The organism is Intestinimonas butyriciproducens (assembly GCF_016901775.1).
Lineage (GTDB): Bacteria > Bacillota > Clostridia > Oscillospirales > Butyricicoccaceae > Pseudobutyricicoccus.
Genome location: NZ_JACJKW010000028.1, coordinates 1 through 18365, shown reverse-complemented (window position 1 = coordinate 18365; position 18365 = coordinate 1). Strand labels below are relative to the sequence as shown.

Here is an 18365-nt window from a genome sequence, read left to right as displayed (position 1 = left end):
AATCCTTCGCGGCTGGCAGACCGTACCAACGCGACGTGACGCGTGCGCTAGTAATCCAGGGTTTCACCCGTCTGTGCAAAACCCCCGGCTTCGCCGGGGGATATTTATTCAGATGCAGTCAAAAGGTTTGTCAAAAGAGCTTGAAGAGCAGGGAAGCAAATTCTGCCCGGGTGATGGAGTTGAGGGGTTTGAGGGAGTTTGTACCGCCATAGCCCTGCACGATGCCCAGGGAAGAGAGGATTTTCACATGATCGGAAGCCCAGGCAGGGATATCTCCGGCATCGTCAAAGCTCACATTGGAATAGGCATAGCCCCGTTCCAGGGTGCGGCCCAGAAGGGTCATCACCTGGGCCCGGCTCACCGGGGAGGAGGGCAGGAACACCGAATTTCCCTTGCCGTCGGTGCTGCCGATCATGATCCCCTGGGCATAAAGGGCCTTTACATGGGGCAGCGCCCAGTCGGCGATCTGGGAAGCATCGGTATAGGGCAGCTTTACATCGGCATAGTCGTCGGTGTCGATGCCGAGATAGCGGGAGAGCAAAGTGGCAGCCATTTCGTTTGTGGTGTTGTTCTGGGGCAGGAACTGGCTGTCGGTGGAGAAGATGCCCTGCATCCGGAGAAATTCGGCATAATCCTGGGCCCAGTGGCCGGCCATATCCTTGTAGGGCGAGGATGAGCCGGAAGTGCCCAGGGTCATGCTTTTGCGGGCGGTGTTGCCAAAGGAATCGGAAGCCTCCAGCGTCAGGCGGTGCAGGCCGCCGGTGTTTTCCGGCAAAGTGGCAGAGAGGGCGCCGGTCTGGCTGTTGTAGGTGAAATCGCAGCTTTCGCCATCATAGGTCAGGGAGATGCTGCCGGAGGAAATGGCAAAACCGGTGGCATCCTTGACGGTGGCGGAGAAGGTTTGCGAGGTGATGCTCTCAGGCATAGTGATTTCCGGCGGAGTCACATCGGGCTGAGCGGAGGCATAATGAGCCACGATCTGGTCTACATAAATGCTTCCCGACTGGCCGGGGGACACCGATGTGCTGAAGCCTTTGATGGCGGTGACATTGGAAGGGACTTCCACCGTCACCAGGGTCCAGTCCTCGCCGGCATAGAATGCCCGCTGCACGGTGGAACCGCTGCTGGTGAGAAAGTTGATGTACACCGACTTGCCTGGAGTGGCTTTGGCGTGGAAGGTGATGTGCTGGACGCCGGAAAGCTTGACAGAAGAGGCCGTGGTAAAGACGGTGGCGTGGGCTTTGTCCATGGAAGAAGCGCCTTGATAGGTCATGGACAGAGCGCCGCTGCCATAGCGCACCTGATCCAGAGAGTGGGTCACCTGGGCTTTGGCCGAGATGTCCTGGGTGTCCGCTGTGGCATAATAGGTCACATCTTTTTCGTAGTTTTCCACAATGGCAGGCATTTTGCCCACTTTCACCGGAATGGACACCGAGAAGCCATTGTGGGAAATGACGATATTCCCGGAAGCGCCTGCCGTTTTGGAAGCGGTAAACACGCCATCCTGGGTAATGGTACCGGCATTGCCCGTCACCTGCCAGGTGAACAGGTTGTCCTGTTCATAAAGAATACGGGACTGGGCATAGGCATCGATATCCAGGTTGATGGATTCTCCCACATCCATGGACAGGGAGGTGACGGTGGAGCCGTTGTTTTTGACCACCACCCGGTCGGGCTGCTGGTAAACGGTGATGGAAGCCGGCATGGAAGTGGCAGTCTCATGATCCAGAGAGATCAGGTATTCCCCGGCCTGCTGAGGGGCGGTGAATACATTGCCCTCCAGGGCCTGCTCTGTGGGGGAGGTCACCCGGAAGCCGGAATAATAGGAGGATACGGGATAATAATGCTGATCAAAGGTGTTGGCCCCCAGAGAGACCTGAGCACCGGACAGAGTGGCCACACTGTGGGGGTAAACAAAAGCGCCGGTTTCTTCTCCGGTGGGAGTGGCCCTGTTGACAAAAAGGAGGTAGTTGGCACATTTGCGCAGGGAGCCGTCCGAGGGGCTGTTGACCACTTCGGTCTCTTTGGAACCGGGCTGGCGCACCACCTCAGCAGAAGAGCCGCCGCCGTCCAGGTTGACCACATTGGTGCAGCCTTTGTTCACCAGGAGCTGGGCGGCGTTTTTCACGCTCATGCCCTGACTGATTTCCTGGCGGCCGTCCACCACCAGGGCCACGGCGCTGCCGTCCGGGCGAACGCCCAGAAGGGTGCGGGGATCGCTGGAAGAGGAAAGCCCCGACTGCATCACACCGTTCTTGACTGCCATATCTCCGGCGCCGCAGGCATAGATGACATCGGTAAAGTCTTCATTATAGACATTGGCTTTGAAAGTGACGGTTTCTCCCACCTGAAGGGAAGTGATGGTATAGCCCCGGTTGTTGTAGGCATTGCTGGCGGTGAGGATGTATTCATTTTCCCCGATAGGGGTGGAGCCGGATACATCCCGATTGACAGCAGTGACCACAAACTGTTTCCCCTGGCCGATCCGGAGAGGTTCGTCATTCACCGGGGTGAGCACCACATTGACGCCGGTGCCGGAGGAACGGGTCTGGGAAGAAAAGTCGCTGTTGAGCAGATAGATCCCTGCATCCGAGCGCTGTTTGTTCAAAGCGTACACCGGGTAGTCGCCGGTGATGGAGGAATAGAGACTCATGGCCATCTGGGGAGCGCCTACGATCATGCGCCCGTCGGACTTGATGCCCACAGCGTTCCACATGCCGTCGGAGCTGACCAGACGGCCGTTGTTGACCACAAGCCCGGAAGGAAGGCCGGTGGACAGGACGAAGAAGTCTGCATTGGCAGCGCCATAGACGCTTTGCCCCTGGTTTTCCACAAAATCCACGATCTCTTCGATGGAGGATTTGCCATAGAGTTTATTGCCATAGGCCACGATGGGAAAAACATCGCTGCCGGGAGTGTATTCCAAACGGAAGGACTGCTGGCGCAGGCTTCCGTTTTCGGAAGAAGCCACGGTATACCGCAGACCATTGGCAATGTCGTAGGAATCGGAATAAGACAGGGTCTCCGCCCGGGCGGGCAGCGGCAAAAAGCTTGCCGACAGGGCCAGAGCGCAGAAAGAGGCGGCGATCCGCCGGAAAATGGGTTTCATGTGATCTCCTTTCGCGATAGGGGTTGCTGGGACAGTCTGATACCATCATACCACAAAGCGGAGAAAAAGAAAGGGGATATCCTGCACAAATCCAGAGGGGAAAAGCCGCTTTGCCTTGCATTCCCGGAAAGATGTGATATGATAAAATGGCTTATTGCAAAAATGAAAAACGGACAGAAAAAGGAAGAAGAAAGGCGGCAGCACAATGGCTGGACAGAAGAACGATTCGATTTTGGGGCGTATTTTCAAAAGGTACTTTGTAGATGCCATGGGCTCCATGGCTCTGGGACTGTTTTCCTCCCTGATCATCGGGCTGATCATTTCCCAGCTGGCCCAGTTTTCCCCTCTTTCCTTTTTGGCGCCGGTGACCGAAGTGCTGGGGGCCAAGTCTCCTGTGATCGGCGCTGCCATCGGCGTGGCCATCGCCTATGGGCTGAAGGCCGATCCGCTGGTGATCTTTTCGGCGGCTTCCTGCGGCGCTATCGGCTATGCGGCTGGGGGCGGCAACGGCGGACCGGTGGGGGCATTCATCGCCGCTGTGGTGGGCGCCGAGCTGGGACAGCTTCTGTCCAAGAAAACACCGGTGGACATCATTATCACTCCTTTTGTCACCATTGTCACCGGCGGCCTGGCCGGCGGTTTCGTGGGTCCCTATGTGCAGGATTTCATGTATTGGCTGGGCGATCTGGTGAACGAAGCCACCACTTTGCAGCCGCTGCCCATGGGTATTATCGTGGGAATCGTGGTGGGTATGGTGCTCACCCTGCCCATCAGCTCGGCGGCTTTGTGCATCATGATGAATCTCAGCGGTCTGGCCGCCGGCGCCGCCGCTGCGGGATGCTGTGCCCAGATGATCGGCTTTGCCGTCATTTCCCTGCGGGAAAATGGAGTAGGCGGCCTTCTGAGTCAGGGCCTGGGTACTTCCATGCTCCAGGTTCCCAATATCATGCGCCACCCCCAGATCTGGATCGCACCTACGGTGGCCAGCGGCCTGTGCGGCGCTGTCAGCGCTGCTTTGCTGGGTATGACCAACAATGCTTCCGGCGCCGGTATGGGGACCAGCGGCCTGGTGGGGCAGTTCGGCACGCTGGCGGTGATGGGCTATTCCACGAAAACCTTTTTGCTCATCGCACTGGTCCATTTTATCCTTCCTGCCCTCATTGCTCTGCTGGTGGACCGGCTGCTGCGCCGGATCGGCTGGGTCCGGGAAGGTTATATGAAACTCGACATCTGAGGCTTTGTGTGGTAAAATGAAAAAGCATTGGATCAAAAGAAACATCCCCGCGCCGGTGAGACGGTGAAACGGCCGGCGGGAAAGAGGAGAGAGAACAAATGGAACTGACTTATAAGATTTTTACCGATACCACCACCGACCTGACGCCGGAGTGGATGACAGAAAACAATGTGGGCTGGCTGGAGCACGGCATCGTCATCGACGGCAAGGAGATCAAGGACGATTTCGGCAAAACGGTGCCCCACAAAGAGTTTTATCAGCGGCTGCGGGGCGGGCTGATGCCCACCACCACCCAAGTGGATATTCCCACCTTTACCAATGCCTATGAGCAGGCCCTTCAGCAAGGGCTGGATGTGATTTATATCGGCTTTTCTTCCAAACTCAGCGGCACCTTCAATACATCCCTTATGGTGGCTCAGGAGTTGATGGAGAAATACCCCGGCCGTCGGGTGATTTCCTTTGATACGGCAGCCGCCGGCATCGGCCAGGGCATGATCGTCATGGAAGCGGCCCGCTTGCAGCAGCAGGGCATGAGCCTGGATGAACTGGTGGATGAGGCGCTGCCCCGGCTGAAAAAGACCATCTGTCATTTCTTCACCGTGGACGATCTGAACCATCTGTATCGGGGCGGCCGGCTGTCCCGTTCCAGTGCATTCCTGGGTACGCTTATGGGCATCAAACCGGTGATGTATGTCAGCGATGAGGGAAAGCTGGAGCCGCTGAGCAAGGTGCGGGGCCGCCGTCAGGCCATCGCCGAACTGGCCCGGCTGGCCAAGGAGCATGTGACAAATCCTCAGGATCAGATCATTTATATCTGCCATGCCGACTGCCAGGAGGATGCCGATGAGCTGGCCCGCCTGGTGAAGGAGCAGATGACTCCCAAAGGGGTGGACATCCGCTTCCTGACCCCTATTATCGGCAACCATTCCGGACCGGGGACGCTGGCCGTCTTTGGCTTTGGCAACTCCCGCCTGTAAGGCGTAGGGTGGATCGTTGATCTATGACGACTTTGTATTTGATTCGCCACGGCACCACCAACAGCAATCTGGCCGGTGTGTTCCAGGGCAGTATGGATGTGCCCCTCAATGAGAGAGGGCTTTCTCAGGCTGCTCTTTTGGCCCGGCGCTTTGAAAAGGTGCATCTGGACAAAATTTATGTTTCCGCTTTGCAGCGGGCCCGGCAGACCGGTGAGGCTCTGGCCAAAGGCCGTGGGCTGGAAGTGCAGGTCATGCCCCTTCTCAATGAAATTGACTTGGGGGAGATGGAAGGCCATACCGGGCAGGAGTGCCGGCAGCTGTTTCCCCAGGCGGTGCGGGACCTGGAAGAAAACACAGCCCGGTTCCAGGCTCCCGGCGGGGAGAGCACCCGCCAGGTCTATGACCGGATCACCTCGGCCATCGGGCAGATCGCAAAGGACAATCCCCAGGGCACGGTGGCGGTGGTTTCCCACGGCTTTACCATTCAGGTGTACCTGGCCGCTCTGTCCGGCCTGCCCTATGAGAAAATCAGGATGCGCTCCTTTATCGTGGGAAATACCGCAGTGAGCAAATTCATTGTGGCCCCCGGGCAGCTGCCCAAAACAGAATATGTAAATGATCAGTCCCATCTTCCGGAGGAGCTCCGCTTTGACCTGGCGGAGAATCAGCCCAAAGGGTAGGGGCCTTTTCCGGCAGCGTATACCGGGAAAACAGGAACAAACAGGCCCCGGAAGGTTTCCGGGGCCTTTGGCATAGGATATTGCGGGAGAAAGGGAGAATTTGCCATGAAAAAGACCATCAGCCTGCCCTATGGAGCGGGAGAGATTTCGGCTCAGGTGGAGGAAAGCCGGCTTCTGGGGGTTGTGCAGAGCCAGCTGGAGGAATACGAGGCGAAGGAAAGCCCGGAAGAGCTGATCCGCCGATCCATGGAAGAACCCATTGGCACACCCCGGCTGGAAGAGCTGGCAAAGGGAAAAAAGAAGGTGGTGGTGCTGTGCAGCGATCACACCCGCCCCGTGCCCAGCAAACTGATTTTGCCGCCGATGCTGAAAGCCATCCGCCAGGGCAATCCCCAGGCCGAGATCACTCTGCTCATCGCCACCGGATGCCATAGGGGCACCACCCGGCAGGAGCTTGTGAACAAGCTGGGAGCGGAGATGGCAGAAAAAGAGCATATCATGATCCATGACTGCGGGGCGGAAGAGGATATGGTGGATCTGGGAGTTTTGCCTTCCGGCGGGCGGCTGCGGGTGAACAAAGCGGCGGTAGAGGCCGATCTGCTGGTGGCCGAAGGGTTTATCGAGCCTCATTTCTTTGCCGGTTTCTCCGGCGGGCGCAAAAGCGTGCTCCCCGGCATTGCGGCCCGGGAGACGGTATACGCCAATCACTGCTCCCGGTTTATTGACGATCCTCATGCCCGAGCAGGGATTCTGGAAGGAAATCCCATCCATCGGGATATGGTATGGGCGGCCCGGAAGGCAAAGCTGGCCTATATTGTCAATGTGGTGTTGGGAGGCAAAGGGCAGGTCATCGGCTCTTTTGCCGGAGATTTTGACAAGGCCCATTGGGCTGGCACAGAGTTTCTTGCTTCCCTTTGTCAGAAGGAAGCGCCCCAGGCCGATATCGTGGTCACCAGCAACAACGGCTATCCCCTGGATCAGAACATCTATCAGGCGGTGAAAGGGATGTCCACAGCGGAGGTGGTCTGTCGGAAAGGAGGCGTCATTGTCATTGCCGCCAAGTGCGAAGACGGCAGCGGCGGGGAAGAGTTCTGGCGCACCTTCCGGGAGGAAAAGGATCCTAAGGTCATTATGGATAACATCCTGGCCACTCCTCAGGATAAGACGCAGGCCGATCAATGGCAATCCCAGGTTTTTGCCCGGGTGCTGATGAAATGCCATGTGGTTCTGGTCAGCCAGGCCCCGGATGAGATGGTGCGGGATCTGCATATGACACCGGCCCACTCCCTGGAGGAGGGACTGGAACTGGCCCGGAAACTGCTGGGCGACCCGCAGGCAAAAATCCTGGCAGTGCCTCAGGGGATCTCCACCATTTTGCGTCCCCAGACATTGTAAAAGGAAAAACACCGGAAGATGGAGCAGATGTCCACAGAACATTTGACGAACCGGCAGCAATATGGTAAAATAAAAGTGGTATGTTTTGTTGTCGGATATGCGGCGGCAGAACAGCCTAAATTATTTTTTATTTTTGGAGGAACAAAACATGGATCCGGACCCTGGCCCTATTGGGACGCAGCTTTTGCTGTTGGCCCTGCTGACAATGGTAAATGCCTTTTTCGCTTGTGCGGAAATGGCTATCGTTTCAGTGAACAAAACCAAAATCGGTATTTTGGCCGATGAGGGCAGCAAAAAAGCCAAGACGGTGCAAAAGCTGCTTCAGGAGCCCACACGCTTTCTTTCCACTATTCAGGTGGCCATCACCCTGGCGGGATTCTTTTCCAGCGCCTCGGCGGCTACCGGTATTTCGGAGGTGCTGGGAGCTTATCTCCAGCGCCTTGGCATTCCTTATGGCAATCAGATCTCTTTTGTGGGGGTCACCGTTATCCTGGCCTTTGTCACACTGGTATTTGGCGAGCTGGTGCCCAAGCGCATCGCATTGCAGAAGGCCGAAAGCATCAGTATGTTTGTAGTAGGCCCGGTGGGCGTGGTGTCCATCATTGCAGCTCCCTTTGTGAAATTGCTTAGTCTTTCTACCAATCTGGTGCTCCGCATTACAGGAATGCACCATGAACAGCTGGAGGAAAAGGTCAGCGAGGAAGAGATCCGCTCCATGATCGAAAGCGGCAAGGAGCATGGCGTCTTCAACGAAACGGAACAGGATATGATCGAATCTATTTTTGAGTTCGATGATAAACTGGCCAGCGAAGTGATGACCTCCCGCACCGATGTGTATGCGGTGGATATCAACGAGCCGTTGGAGAGCTACCTGGACGAAATGCTGGAGACCCGTCATTCCCGTGTGCCGGTGTACGATGAGGACATCGACAACATTGTGGGTGTGCTCTATATCAAAGATTTCCTGCTGGAAGCCCGGAAGGTGGGCTTTGAAAAGGTGGATGTGAAAAAGCTGCTCCATCGCCCCTATTTCGTTCCGGAAACCCGGAATATCGACGAGCTGTTCCAGGATATGCAGCGGGCCAAGCAGTATATTGCCGTGCTCATTGATGAATACGGTGGATTTTCCGGCATTGTCACCATGGAGGATCTGGCGGAAGAAGTCATGGGCCCCATCGAAGATCAGGGAGATGACGACGAACCCCGGATCATCAAAATTGATAACAGCACTTATATTCTGGAAGGCCTTGTCACTATTGATGATCTCAATGACGAGCTGGGTACAGAGATTGAAAGTGAAAACCACGATACCGTATCCGGTTTGCTGATGGATGAGATCGGGACGATCCCGGAGGAAAATGACCGGCGCACCGTGCAGCTGGGGAATCTGACTTTCTCCATCCTGGAAGTTCGGGAACGCCGCATTGAAAAGCTGAAACTGCAAGTTGATTGGTCTGCATCCCCGGAGCGTGAAAACGACGAGGAAGACGAGGAAGGATAACACAGCGCAGAAACAGGCCCCGGCTGTGTGCCGGGGCCTGTTTTAAAGCGCAACAGAGCAGGAGGAAGGCTGATGTATTCCATACAAGAAACGGCGCGGATCACGGGTTTTTCCCCGTATACTCTGCGGTATTATGAGCGGCAGCAGGTTTTGCCGCCTGTGGCCAGAGACAGCGCCGGAAACCGGGATTATTCCCAGGAGGATATCCACTTGCTGGAGATCATCCGCTGTTTGAAAAACACCGGCATGCCGGTGAATGATATCGGAAAGTTCATCGGCCTGTGCCAGAAAGGGGACGGCACATTGCAGCAGCGTCTGCAGGTGCTGCTGGATCACAAACGCCATGTGCAGCAGAAAATTGCCCAGATGGAGGGGGAACTGGCGCACATCGAAAAGAAAATCCGCTATTATGAAAAAGCCTGCCAGGCGGGCACAGAGCAATTTCCCCAAACGGGCTGTTATGATGCAGGACGGTGCGCCTGCGCCGGCGGCTGCGGCGGAAATCAGTGATCTGAATCGTTGGTGTATGAAAAAAGGACGGCATGTGCCGTCCTTTTTTTATTTTTGTCTGAAGGAATCGATAAAACAGCTATTGATTCCCATCGGCATTGGCCCGAAGAGGAAGGTTGTGCACTGTTTGGGCAAAATAGCGCATGATGTCCTTCCGGGTGATTAAGCCGATGAAGATGCCCCGATCATCGGTGACGGGCACGAAGTTCTGATTGAGAGCCTTGATGATCAGATCCTCGATCTCCGTATCGGCACTCACCGGCAGATTGTCCATGCGCCGGGGAATCTCCAGGATGGGTGTGTTTTCCGCCTCTTTGAAATTGAGGGAATAACGGTTCTTGATGGCCCAAAGCAGGTCACCTTCGGTGATGGTGCCCACATATTTGCCTTCTCTTGTCAGGATGGGCACGGCGGAATAGCGATGATATTCCATTTTTTCCAGTGTCTGACGAAGGGTGAAATCATCATAGATGTAAGCGACCTTGCCCTTGGGTGTCAGAAAAAACAACAGATTCATGAGAGTCCAGATGCTCCTTTTGCGTCACGATTTTTCTATTACAGCAAGGACCGGCCTTGCGCAGCAAAGCCGGGAAGTTTTTCTCTTGCTTCATTATAGCATATTTCCCGGCATATTCCCCGGAAAGCTCGGTGAATAAATTGTGAATTTTGGAAAAATGCCGGGAAAATCCTCCATTTGTGTTTGCCCTTTTCCTGGAGATACTAGGAAAAAAGGAGGGCGGATATGAAAGGACTGAGAAAGCATAGACGGTTGTTTCTGGTGGGCAGCGTAGGGTATAGTTTGGTGGAAATCGGGTGGAGAAGACGCACTCATTGGACGATGGCCGCGGCGGGAGGACTGTGCTTTTCCCTGCTCTATAGTCTGTGCGGAAAGATGGCAGGGCGCAGCCGGTGGGAAAAATCCGTGGCCGGAAGCACCATGATCACTGGAGTGGAATTTTTGGCCGGATGCCTGATGAACCGGCGTTTGGGCTGGGGTGTGTAGGATTATTCCCGCCTGCCGGGAAATGTGATGGGGCAGATCTGTTTGCCCTTTACCTTTTTGTGGTTTCTGCTTTGTCTCCCGGTGACGGCTTTGTGCGATGGGCTGCACCGCAGAGAGGGGCGTTGCGCCCTTTCTCAGGCTGTGGTAAGATGATGGAAAAGAATGTCCGATGAAAAAGGAGCAGGATATGGAAAAGTATATCATCGCACTGGATCAGGGTACCACCAGCTCTCGCTGCATTGTGTTTGACCGGGAAGAGCGCATCGTGGCCATGGCCCAGAAGGAGACCACCCAATTTTATCCCCAGGCCGGCTGGGTGGAGCAGGATCCCATGGAGATCTATGCCACCATTTCCGGCACGATGAGCGAGGCTATGGCCCAGGGGAATATCCGGCCGGAACAGGTGGAAGCCATCGGCATCACCAATCAGCGGGAAACCACTATTCTGTGGGATAAGGAAACGGGACAGCCTGTGTACAATGCCATCGTGTGGCAATGCCGCCGTACGGCGGATTTCTGCCGCAAGCTGAAAGAAGAGGGGTTGGAAGACAGGGTGCGGGACAAAACCGGGCTTTTGATCGACGGCTATTTTTCCGCCACAAAGATCCGCTGGGTGCTGGACAATGTGCCCTCGGCCCGCCGTCTGGCAAAAGAGGGAAGATTGTTGTTCGGCACGGTGGACACCTGGCTTTTGTGGAAACTCACCGGGGGTGCGGTACATAAAACCGATTACACCAATGCCTCCCGCACCATGCTTTATAACATCCATACCCTGGAATGGGATGAGGAACTGCTGAAGATACTGGATATCCCACGGGAGATTTTGCCGGAAGTGTGCGACAGCAGCGGAGTGTTCGGCATGGCCCGGCTGGGCGATTGTATGGTGCCTGTGGCGGGGATTGCCGGGGATCAGCAGGCAGCCTTGTTCGGACAGGCCTGCTTTGAAGAGGGCGACTGCAAAAACACCTATGGCACCGGCTGCTTTTTGCTGATGAACACCGGCAAAAAAATCGCCCGAAGCCAAAGCGGCCTGGTGACCACCATTGCCTGCGGCCTGGGGGGGCAGGTGACTTATGCTCTGGAGGGCAGCGTGTTTGCCGGCGGCAGTGTGATCCAGTGGCTGCGGGATGAGATGCGTTTTATTGTGGAAGCGCCGGACAGCGAATATTTTGCTTCCAAAACGCCGGACAATGGCGGCGTCTATTTTGTTCCTGCCTTCACCGGTCTGGGAGCCCCCTATTGGGATATGTATGCCCGGGGCGCCATTTTAGGCCTGACCCGTGGCACCAGCCGGAACCATATCATCCGGGCGGCGCTGGAGGCCATCGCCTACCAGTCCAATGATGTGCTCCAGGCCACGGCCCGGGACAGCGGTCTGCCTCTGCGGGAGCTGCGGGTGGATGGGGGAGCCAGCCGCAACGGCTTTTTGATGCAGTTTCAGGCCGACATTTCCGATATCGATGTGATCCGGCCCAAAAACACCGAAACCACCGCTTTGGGCGCGGCCTATCTGGCTGGTCTGGCCGCCGGGGTGTGGAAGAGTCTGGCGGAGATCAAACGGCACAAGCCCATCGATCAGGTTTATCATGCTGCCATGAAAGGCGAGTGCCGCCGCAAGAACCTGGAGGGTTGGCACTCGGCCGTGGGACGGGTCCTCACCAACTCCCGATAAAAAGGGGAAAAGAGCTTGACTTGGAGCACGCTCCAGGTTGTATGATGAAGAAAACCTCTCCAGTCTGTCGGTTGCGGAGAAAATCCAATCGTGATATACTGGAAAAAAGCCCTTTCGCATTGATGTTCCGGGCAGGGACGCGGGAGGGACATTTATGTGAGCAAAGGAAAAGGTGAAGTACAGTGGAAAAAGCAAAGGTTTATTTTACGGACATGCGTGCCCTCCCCGGTACCAATCTTCTGATGAAGCTGAAAAAGCTGATGTATGCCGCCGGCATGAACCAGATCGATTTTGATGGCAAGTTTGCCGCCATCAAGATCCATTTCGGCGAGCCGGGCAACCTGTCTTTCCTGCGCCCCAATTTCAGTAAAGTGGTGGCTGATACCGTCAAAGAGCTGGGCGGCAAGCCCTTCCTCACTGACTGCAATACCCTTTATGTGGGCCAGCGGAAAAACGCCCTGGATCATATCGACGCCGCTTATGAAAACGGCTATACTCCCTTCTCCACCGGCTGCCATGTGATCATCGCCGACGGCCTGAAGGGTACCGATGATATCGAAGTTCCTGTCAATGGCGGCGAGTACTGCAAGACTGCTTACATCGGGCGGGCCATCATGGATGCCGATGTGTTCATTTCCCTTACCCATTTCAAGGGCCATGAGATGACCGGTTTCGGCGGCGCTCTGAAGAACATCGGCATGGGCTGCGGCAGCCGGGCCGGCAAGATGGCCATGCATCGGGACGGCAAACCCTCTGTGGACGCCGAACTGTGCCGTGGCTGCCATACCTGCGCCAAAAACTGCGCCAACAGCGCCATTACATTTGACGAGAATCACAAGGCCCATATCAACCATGACAACTGCGTGGGCTGCGGCCGCTGCATCGGCGCCTGCAATTATGACGCCATCTCCAACACCAACGGCAGCGCTCTGGACGATCTGAACTGCAAGATGGCCGAGTATGCTAAGGCCGTGGTGGACGGACGCCCCTGCTTCCATATCAGCATCGTCAACCAGGTTTCGCCCTATTGCGATTGCCATGGCGAGAACGACACCGCCATCATCCCCGATGTGGGTATGTTCGCTTCCTTTGATCCGGTGGCTTTGGATCAGGCCTGCGCCGATGCCTGCAACGCTGCACCGGTGATCCCCGGCAGCCTGCTGGACGACCGGCTCCATGAGCATGACCATCAGGATCATCATGACCACTTTACCGATGTGCATCCTACCACCAACTGGAAGAGCTGCCTGGATCACGCGGAAAAGCTGGGCATTGGCACCAAGGAATACGAACTGGTGAAGATCGACTGAGTTTTTGCGTTGCGATATCAGCCAATTCAAAAAAGGGCTTGCTGTATGGCAAGCCCTTTTTCTTTTCCTCCCGCAGAAAAAAGGACAAGGGGACCAGTAGCCAACCGGAGAGGCGGGCATAGAATGGTATTGAAGCGGCCGGGAAATGAACGGCAGGCAAAACGATGTGAGATCCAAAATGCCGGAACATTTCAAGGGGCTTCGAAATACTCTGGAGTGAGAATTCTTTTTGGGAGGTAACTTTTTATGGGTTGCAACAACAACTGTAACTGCGGATGCGGCAACAATGGCAGAGGGTTCTTCTTTGACGGCTGCGAGACCTTCTGGATCGTGGTGATCATCGCCATCGTCATCATCTGGGTACATTATTACGGTTCGGGCCATGGCGGCTGCTGCAACGGCTGCTATGGGAACAATATGCCGGACTGCGGCAACAACTGCTGCTGCTAACATACCGCAACAAATGCCCCGCCTTACAAAAGGCGGGGCATTTGTATTACAGGGAGGCGTCCGGAGAAGGGGGCAAAAAGGTGCGGCACAACGGGCCAAAGTCCCGGTAGAGCACAAAGGCGGCTCCCAAGCCCATCCGTCTGGCCCGGTTCAGCTTGGAAGATATTGTGGAGGGGTCATCATACAGCACAAAATAGGTTTCCTGACCCTGGCGGTAGGTAAAATAGCGGGCACACAGTTCCTGGGAGAAAAAGCTCACCGGCTCATATTCCCGCTGAAGACGGAAAAACTCCTGAGCAGACAGTTCTTCCCCCGGATCGTCCCGGGAGGGCATGGAAAAGCGTCGGCATTGCCGCACCACATCCAGAGCCAGACGGTGAACCGGATACCGGCGGCAGTATTGTTCCAGCATGTTGTCAAAGCTTCCTTCATAGAGGGTGGAGGGAAGAAGAAAGCAGGCGTTGGGCGCCAGGGAGGCCAGCTTTATGGGCACATAATAGGGAATGTTCCATTGATCCAGAAGGGGGGAGAGCGCGGAGACCAGTTCTCCGGCAGCTGGGCCGTGAGCATCCAGAACCAGGCCGGAAAACCGGCGGCGGGAACATTCTTCCCGTATTTGTCCCGCAAGGCGCCGCGGGTCCAGGGAAAGGGGGGAAGTAAGTCCATTGTCGTAAAAACCAAGCAGGCCGCCGGAGCTTCGGGATTCCGGTCCCTCCCGGTGCAGCTGGCCTTGCGATCCCAGGGTGTAGGCCAGGTGAAGACAAGGCATGGATAGGGCGGTGGCCGGAGAAAGATCCTCTCCGGCGGCCACAATATAAACGGGTGTTTGCGTCAACATAAAACGGCTTCCCCCTTGTTATTTGCCTATAAAATATGGTACTATCTTTGTAACAAAACATTTGAGAAAAGTGCCCGGTAAATGGGGACGAGTCTTTTCCTTGGGTATTTCTATGCAGGGAAAATGGGAAAAATGCCGGGGAGAAAAGGGGAAAAATATGGTCAAATTCGGACCGGCGGGAAACAGCGATTCCTTCCGCCAGAAGTATAAATCATCTACCGCTGCGCCAGGCTGGCTGAAGGAAATGGGATTGCAGCTTTTGGAATACCAGTGCGGCCGGGGCGTGAATCTGGGGGAAGAGACCGGGCGGGCCATTGGCCGGTGTGCCCAGGAAGCGGGCATTGGAATGTCGGTGCATTCTCCCTATTTTATCAATTTGTCCAGTGGGGAAGAAGAACGGCGGCAAAAAAATGCGGGCTATATCCTGCAAAGCTGCCAGGCAGCCCATTGGCTGGGAGCGGACCGGATCGTGGTTCACTGCGGCGGCCTTTCCAAGCTGACCCGGGAGGAAGCCTTGCAAAACACTTTTTCAGGCCTTCGGGAGATTCTCCAGTGGATGGAGCAGGAAGGCTGGGGCCACATTACATTGTGTGTGGAAACCATGGGAAAGCAGAATGTGATGGGTACCCTGGAGGAAGTGGCAGCCATTTGCCAGATGGATGAGCGGCTGCTGCCCTGCATTGACTTTGGACACCTGAACGCTCGTGACCAGGGAAGCCTTCGGTGCCCGGAGGATCATGTGAAATTGCTGGAATATCTGATCTCTCAGCTGGGAAAGGAGCGGATGCGCCACTTCCATGTCCATTTCAGCCACATTGCATATGGCAAAGGGGGCGAAGTGCGGCATCTTACCTTTGAGGACAAGGAATATGGTCCTTGGTTCGATGATTGTGCTCAGGCACTTCTTGCTCTGGATCTGCAGCCCCGGGTGATCTGTGAATCGGCGGGGACCCAGGCAGAAGATGCGCTTCTGATGCAGCAGATCTATCAGGCCCGGAGCCGAGGGCAAGAACCGGACTTGCGGGCATAAAATGATAGAATGTTTGAAATGTTCAGGATATCATCACGGGAAAGTGGGGAATGCTATATGGAACAGACCAGACTGGAAAAAATCGCGGCAATGGTGAAAAAGATGCCGGTGGAAGCGGTGCTTATCACATCGCCGGTGAACCGGCAATATGCCACCACCTTTCCTTCCAGCGCCGGAGCCTGCCTGATCACCCGGCAGGGGGATGGGTATTTCTTCACCGACTTCCGCTATATCGAAGCGGCGGAGAGAGCGGCGGCGCCCCAAGGGTATCAGGTGCAGATGGTGACAGGCGGGGATTATATGACTCCGCTGGCGGATTTGCTGAAAAAGCACCAGGTAAAAACCCTGGGATATGAGGACCGTCGGATGTCGGTGTCGGCCTATCACCAGTATGAGCAAGCCCTGCCTTGCTGCCTGACCCCGTTGGGCGGGCGGCTGGAAGAAGTGCGCCAGGTGAAGGAAGAAGGGGAAGTGGAGTGCATTGTCATCGCGCAGCGGATGGCCGAGGCTGCCTTTGAAGAGCTGCTGCCCATGATCCGCCCGGGGGTGACGGAAAAGCAGCTTGCGGCAGAGCTGAATTATCGGATGCTCTGTCATGGGGCCGAGGGGATGAGCTTTGATATCATCGCCGTCAGCGGTCCCAATTCCTCTATGCCTCATGGTGTTCCCGGGGAACGGCCGGTGCAGAAGGGAGACTTCATCACATTCGACTTCGGTGCTCTGTACAAGGGCTATCACTCGGATATGACCCGCACTGTGGCGGTGGGAGAAGCCACCCCGGAGATGCGCCGGGTGTACGATACCGTGCTGCGGGCCAATATTGCTTGCTGCCAGGCGATGAAAGCCGGGTGCATCGGTGGGGATATCCATCAGTTGGCCCTGGATATCATCAGCAAAGAAGGGTATGGAGAGTATTTCCAGCATGGGCTGGGACACAGTGTGGGCCTGGAGATCCACGAAGACCCTCGGGCCAGCCTGAATGGTACAGCCAAGCTGGAATGCGGCAATGTGATCACGGTGGAACCTGGGATCTATCTGCCGGAAAAATTCGGGGTGCGTATCGAAGATATGATCTGGCTCAGCCCCGATGGGCCGAAAAATCTCACCAATACACCCAAGGATCTTCTGATTTTGTAGTCCTTTCCCAGGGAAAAGAAAGTCCTTTTGAGAAAGTTATGAAAAAACCACAGCATTTACATTGAAATACTTGCAAAATCCGGCATAGTAGGATAGAATGTCTCTGTTAAAATATTGATACAATGGAGGAGCACGAATGATTTCAGCAGGCGATTTTAGAAACGGCGCAACTTTTGAATTGGACGGGCAGGTTCTGCAGGTTGTGGAATTCCAGCATGTGAAGCCCGGCAAAGGTGCCGCTTTTGTCCGTACAAAGTGCAAGAATGTGATTACCGGCTCTGTGGTGGAGCGTACTTTCAGCCCCACCGATAAGTTTGAGCAGGCCTTCGTGGAGCGCCGGGATATGCAGTATCTCTACAACGACGGCGATCTGTATTATTTCATGGATACCGAGACCTATGACCAGATGCCCATCAATGCTGACAAGCTGGGCGACAACTTCAAGTTTGTCAAGGAGAATATGGTGGTCAAGGTGCTGTCCTATAAGGGCAATGTCTTTGGCGTGGAGCCCCCTCTCTTTGTGGACCTGGTCATCACCGAGACCGATCCTGGCTTCAAGGGCGATACCGCTACCAACACAACCAAGCCCGCCACTCTGGAAACAGGTGCTGTGGTCAAAGTGCCGCTGTTTATCGACAATGGCGAAAAGATCCGCATCGATACCAGAACTGGCGAATATCTGGAGAGATCCAAGGAGTAATTCCATTTTATGAGCTTTCCCTTCTGCAGAGCCGGCGGCCGCGATGGGGGAGAGTCTCAAAACCATGGGCGGCTGCCGGAGAAATGGGTGGTTATTATGACACTGACAGAAAAAACAGCCTATCTGAAGGGTCTGATGGAAGGCCTGAACCTGAAAAAGGATTCCGATGAGGGCAAACTGTTCAACGCCATCATCGATACCCTGGACGATCTGGCCATGACGGTCTCTGATATGGACGAAGAGCTGGATGTCATCAACGAGGAACTGGACGCTGTGGGCGAAGAGCTCACCGATCTGGAAGAGGACATCTATGCCGACGAGGACGAGTTTGAGGATGAGGAAGAGGATGACGACATTTATAGCGTGATCTGCCCCACCTGCAACGAGGAGATCTATCTGGATGAGTCCCTGCTGGATCAGGGCGGCATCAAATGCCCGGCCTGCGGCGAAGAGCTGGAATTTGATTTCGGCGAGGATGAGTGCGACTGCGGCGACTGTGGCTGCGATTGTGAGTGCGAAGAGGAGAAATAACATCCTCTTACCTATAAAAGAAGAGGCGGGCGACGGCCCGTCTCTTCTTTTTTGCCTGGCGGCAAAAGAAAAGCAAAAAAGATTGAAAAAAGTGTTGACAAAAAGGGAAAAAGGCGGTATACTAACCAAGCTGTCCCGCGAGGGACGGTGAGGATCGGAAAACCGGTCAGGAACTTCGGAAAAGTTCTTGACAAAGGGATTCGGATCTGATAAAATTATCAAGCTGCACTTCGCAGGATGCCAACGAAATCAACGGTTCTCGGTTGAATCCGAAAGAAACCTTGAAAA

At 55.3% G+C, this 18365-nt stretch carries 18 protein-coding genes; 15 read left to right on the top strand and 3 right to left on the bottom strand.

Annotated features, from left to right (window positions below):
- Positions 1–130: 130 nt before the first annotated feature.
- Complete coding sequence (locus H6A25_RS11780; RefSeq protein ID WP_204752320.1) at positions 131–3109, bottom strand: phosphodiester glycosidase family protein; 2979 nt, start codon at positions 3107–3109, stop codon at positions 131–133.
- Positions 3110–3314: 205 nt separating this feature from the next.
- Here H6A25_RS11780 and H6A25_RS11775 point away from each other — a divergent pair, with 205 nt between their 5' ends.
- The 7 genes from H6A25_RS11775 to H6A25_RS11750 all read left to right on the top strand — a co-directional run bounded on the left by H6A25_RS11775 (position 3315) and on the right by H6A25_RS11750 (position 9406).
- Positions 3315–4343, top strand: a complete 1029-nt coding sequence (locus H6A25_RS11775) for a PTS transporter subunit IIC (protein WP_204752319.1) — start codon at positions 3315–3317, stop codon at positions 4341–4343.
- A gap of 98 nt (positions 4344–4441) precedes the next feature.
- Positions 4442–5320, top strand: a complete 879-nt coding sequence (locus H6A25_RS11770) for a DegV family protein (RefSeq protein ID WP_204752318.1) — start codon at positions 4442–4444, stop codon at positions 5318–5320.
- A 23-nt stretch (positions 5321–5343) separates the two neighbouring features.
- Positions 5344–6000, top strand: a complete 657-nt coding sequence (locus tag H6A25_RS11765) for a histidine phosphatase family protein (RefSeq protein ID WP_204752317.1) — start codon at positions 5344–5346, stop codon at positions 5998–6000.
- Positions 6001–6105: 105 nt separating this feature from the next.
- Entirely contained in the window at positions 6106–7395 is a 1290-nt protein-coding gene (gene larA, locus H6A25_RS11760; protein WP_204752316.1) for a nickel-dependent lactate racemase, read from the top strand.
- Positions 7396–7413: 18 nt separating this feature from the next.
- Positions 7414–7680: a hypothetical protein gene (locus tag H6A25_RS12895; RefSeq protein ID WP_243423360.1), complete on the top strand. Its 267-nt coding sequence runs from the start codon at positions 7414–7416 to the stop codon at positions 7678–7680.
- Positions 7601–8896, top strand: coding sequence for a hemolysin family protein (locus H6A25_RS11755; protein WP_243423359.1), 1296 nt, complete (start codon positions 7601–7603; stop codon positions 8894–8896). Before H6A25_RS12895 ends, H6A25_RS11755 begins: the two co-directional genes overlap by 80 nt.
- A 72-nt stretch (positions 8897–8968) precedes the next feature.
- Positions 8969–9406 carry a MerR family transcriptional regulator gene (locus H6A25_RS11750; RefSeq protein ID WP_204752314.1) on the top strand — a complete coding sequence of 146 codons (438 nt, stop codon included), beginning with the start codon at positions 8969–8971 and terminating at the stop codon, positions 9404–9406.
- Positions 9407–9485: 79 nt separating this feature from the next.
- Here the strand turns inward: H6A25_RS11750 and H6A25_RS11745 are convergent, their stop codons facing one another.
- Positions 9486–9923: a CBS domain-containing protein gene (locus tag H6A25_RS11745; protein ID WP_204752313.1), complete on the bottom strand. Its 438-nt coding sequence runs from the start codon at positions 9921–9923 to the stop codon at positions 9486–9488.
- 225 nt (positions 9924–10148) lie between these two features.
- On the opposite strand from H6A25_RS11745, the gene H6A25_RS11740 reads away from it, so the two are divergent.
- The 4 genes from H6A25_RS11740 to H6A25_RS11725 all read left to right on the top strand — a co-directional run bounded on the left by H6A25_RS11740 (position 10149) and on the right by H6A25_RS11725 (position 13841).
- Positions 10149–10409, top strand: coding sequence for a hypothetical protein (locus H6A25_RS11740; protein WP_204752312.1), 261 nt, complete (start codon positions 10149–10151; stop codon positions 10407–10409).
- 187 nt (positions 10410–10596) lie between these two features.
- Positions 10597–12081 carry a glycerol kinase GlpK gene (gene glpK / locus H6A25_RS11735; RefSeq protein WP_204752311.1) on the top strand — a complete coding sequence of 495 codons (1485 nt, stop codon included), beginning with the start codon at positions 10597–10599 and terminating at the stop codon, positions 12079–12081.
- A gap of 182 nt (positions 12082–12263) precedes the next feature.
- Positions 12264–13391, top strand: a complete 1128-nt coding sequence (locus H6A25_RS11730) for a DUF362 domain-containing protein (protein WP_204752310.1) — start codon at positions 12264–12266, stop codon at positions 13389–13391.
- Positions 13392–13637: 246 nt separating this feature from the next.
- A complete protein-coding gene (locus H6A25_RS11725; RefSeq protein WP_118427908.1) occupies positions 13638–13841 on the top strand; it encodes a hypothetical protein in 204 nt (67 codons plus the stop codon).
- 46 nt (positions 13842–13887) lie between these two features.
- Here the strand turns inward: H6A25_RS11725 and H6A25_RS11720 are convergent, their stop codons facing one another.
- The gene (locus tag H6A25_RS11720; RefSeq protein WP_204752309.1) at positions 13888–14679 is read right to left on the bottom strand and encodes a hypothetical protein; all 792 of its coding nucleotides are present in this window, start codon (positions 14677–14679) and stop codon (positions 13888–13890) included.
- Positions 14680–14836: 157 nt separating this feature from the next.
- On the opposite strand from H6A25_RS11720, the gene H6A25_RS11715 reads away from it, so the two are divergent.
- From H6A25_RS11715 to H6A25_RS11700, 4 genes are all read left to right on the top strand, one after another.
- Positions 14837–15709, top strand: a complete 873-nt coding sequence (locus tag H6A25_RS11715; protein ID WP_204752308.1) for a TIM barrel protein — start codon at positions 14837–14839, stop codon at positions 15707–15709.
- 57 nt (positions 15710–15766) lie between these two features.
- The gene (locus H6A25_RS11710) at positions 15767–16846 is read left to right on the top strand and encodes a M24 family metallopeptidase (protein ID WP_204752307.1); all 1080 of its coding nucleotides are present in this window, start codon (positions 15767–15769) and stop codon (positions 16844–16846) included.
- Between the two features lie 136 nt (positions 16847–16982).
- On the top strand, positions 16983–17546 hold the full coding sequence (gene efp, locus H6A25_RS11705) for an elongation factor P (protein WP_204752306.1): 564 nt from the start codon (positions 16983–16985) through the stop codon (positions 17544–17546).
- Between the two features lie 96 nt (positions 17547–17642).
- Positions 17643–18077 carry a CD1247 N-terminal domain-containing protein gene (locus H6A25_RS11700; RefSeq protein WP_204752305.1) on the top strand — a complete coding sequence of 145 codons (435 nt, stop codon included), beginning with the start codon at positions 17643–17645 and terminating at the stop codon, positions 18075–18077.
- Positions 18078–18365 lie beyond the last annotated feature (288 nt).

Bases quoted from the DNA above. Each gene is read 5' to 3' on its own strand.
- glpK (WP_204752311.1), top strand. From the start codon at position 10,597: ATGGAAAAGTATATCATCGCACTGGATCAGGGTACCACCAGCTCTCGC.
- H6A25_RS11770 (WP_204752318.1), top strand. From the start codon at position 4,442: ATGGAACTGACTTATAAGATTTTTACCGATACCACCACCGACCTGACG.
- H6A25_RS12895 (WP_243423360.1), top strand. From the start codon at position 7,414: ATGGAGCAGATGTCCACAGAACATTTGACGAACCGGCAGCAATATGGT.
- efp (WP_204752306.1), top strand. From the start codon at position 16,983: ATGATTTCAGCAGGCGATTTTAGAAACGGCGCAACTTTTGAATTGGAC.
- larA (WP_204752316.1), top strand. From the start codon at position 6,106: ATGAAAAAGACCATCAGCCTGCCCTATGGAGCGGGAGAGATTTCGGCT.
- H6A25_RS11755 (WP_243423359.1), top strand. From the start codon at position 7,601: ATGGTAAATGCCTTTTTCGCTTGTGCGGAAATGGCTATCGTTTCAGTG.
- H6A25_RS11700 (WP_204752305.1), top strand. From the start codon at position 17,643: ATGACACTGACAGAAAAAACAGCCTATCTGAAGGGTCTGATGGAAGGC.
- H6A25_RS11725 (WP_118427908.1), top strand. From the start codon at position 13,638: ATGGGTTGCAACAACAACTGTAACTGCGGATGCGGCAACAATGGCAGA.
- H6A25_RS11775 (WP_204752319.1), top strand. From the start codon at position 3,315: ATGGCTGGACAGAAGAACGATTCGATTTTGGGGCGTATTTTCAAAAGG.
- H6A25_RS11710 (WP_204752307.1), top strand. From the start codon at position 15,767: ATGGAACAGACCAGACTGGAAAAAATCGCGGCAATGGTGAAAAAGATG.
- H6A25_RS11715 (WP_204752308.1), top strand. From the start codon at position 14,837: ATGGTCAAATTCGGACCGGCGGGAAACAGCGATTCCTTCCGCCAGAAG.
- H6A25_RS11750 (WP_204752314.1), top strand. From the start codon at position 8,969: ATGTATTCCATACAAGAAACGGCGCGGATCACGGGTTTTTCCCCGTAT.
- H6A25_RS11780 (WP_204752320.1), bottom strand. From the start codon at position 3,109: ATGAAACCCATTTTCCGGCGGATCGCCGCCTCTTTCTGCGCTCTGGCC.
- H6A25_RS11765 (WP_204752317.1), top strand. From the start codon at position 5,344: ATGACGACTTTGTATTTGATTCGCCACGGCACCACCAACAGCAATCTG.
- H6A25_RS11740 (WP_204752312.1), top strand. From the start codon at position 10,149: ATGAAAGGACTGAGAAAGCATAGACGGTTGTTTCTGGTGGGCAGCGTA.
- H6A25_RS11745 (WP_204752313.1), bottom strand. From the start codon at position 9,923: ATGAATCTGTTGTTTTTTCTGACACCCAAGGGCAAGGTCGCTTACATC.
- H6A25_RS11720 (WP_204752309.1), bottom strand. From the start codon at position 14,679: ATGTTGACGCAAACACCCGTTTATATTGTGGCCGCCGGAGAGGATCTT.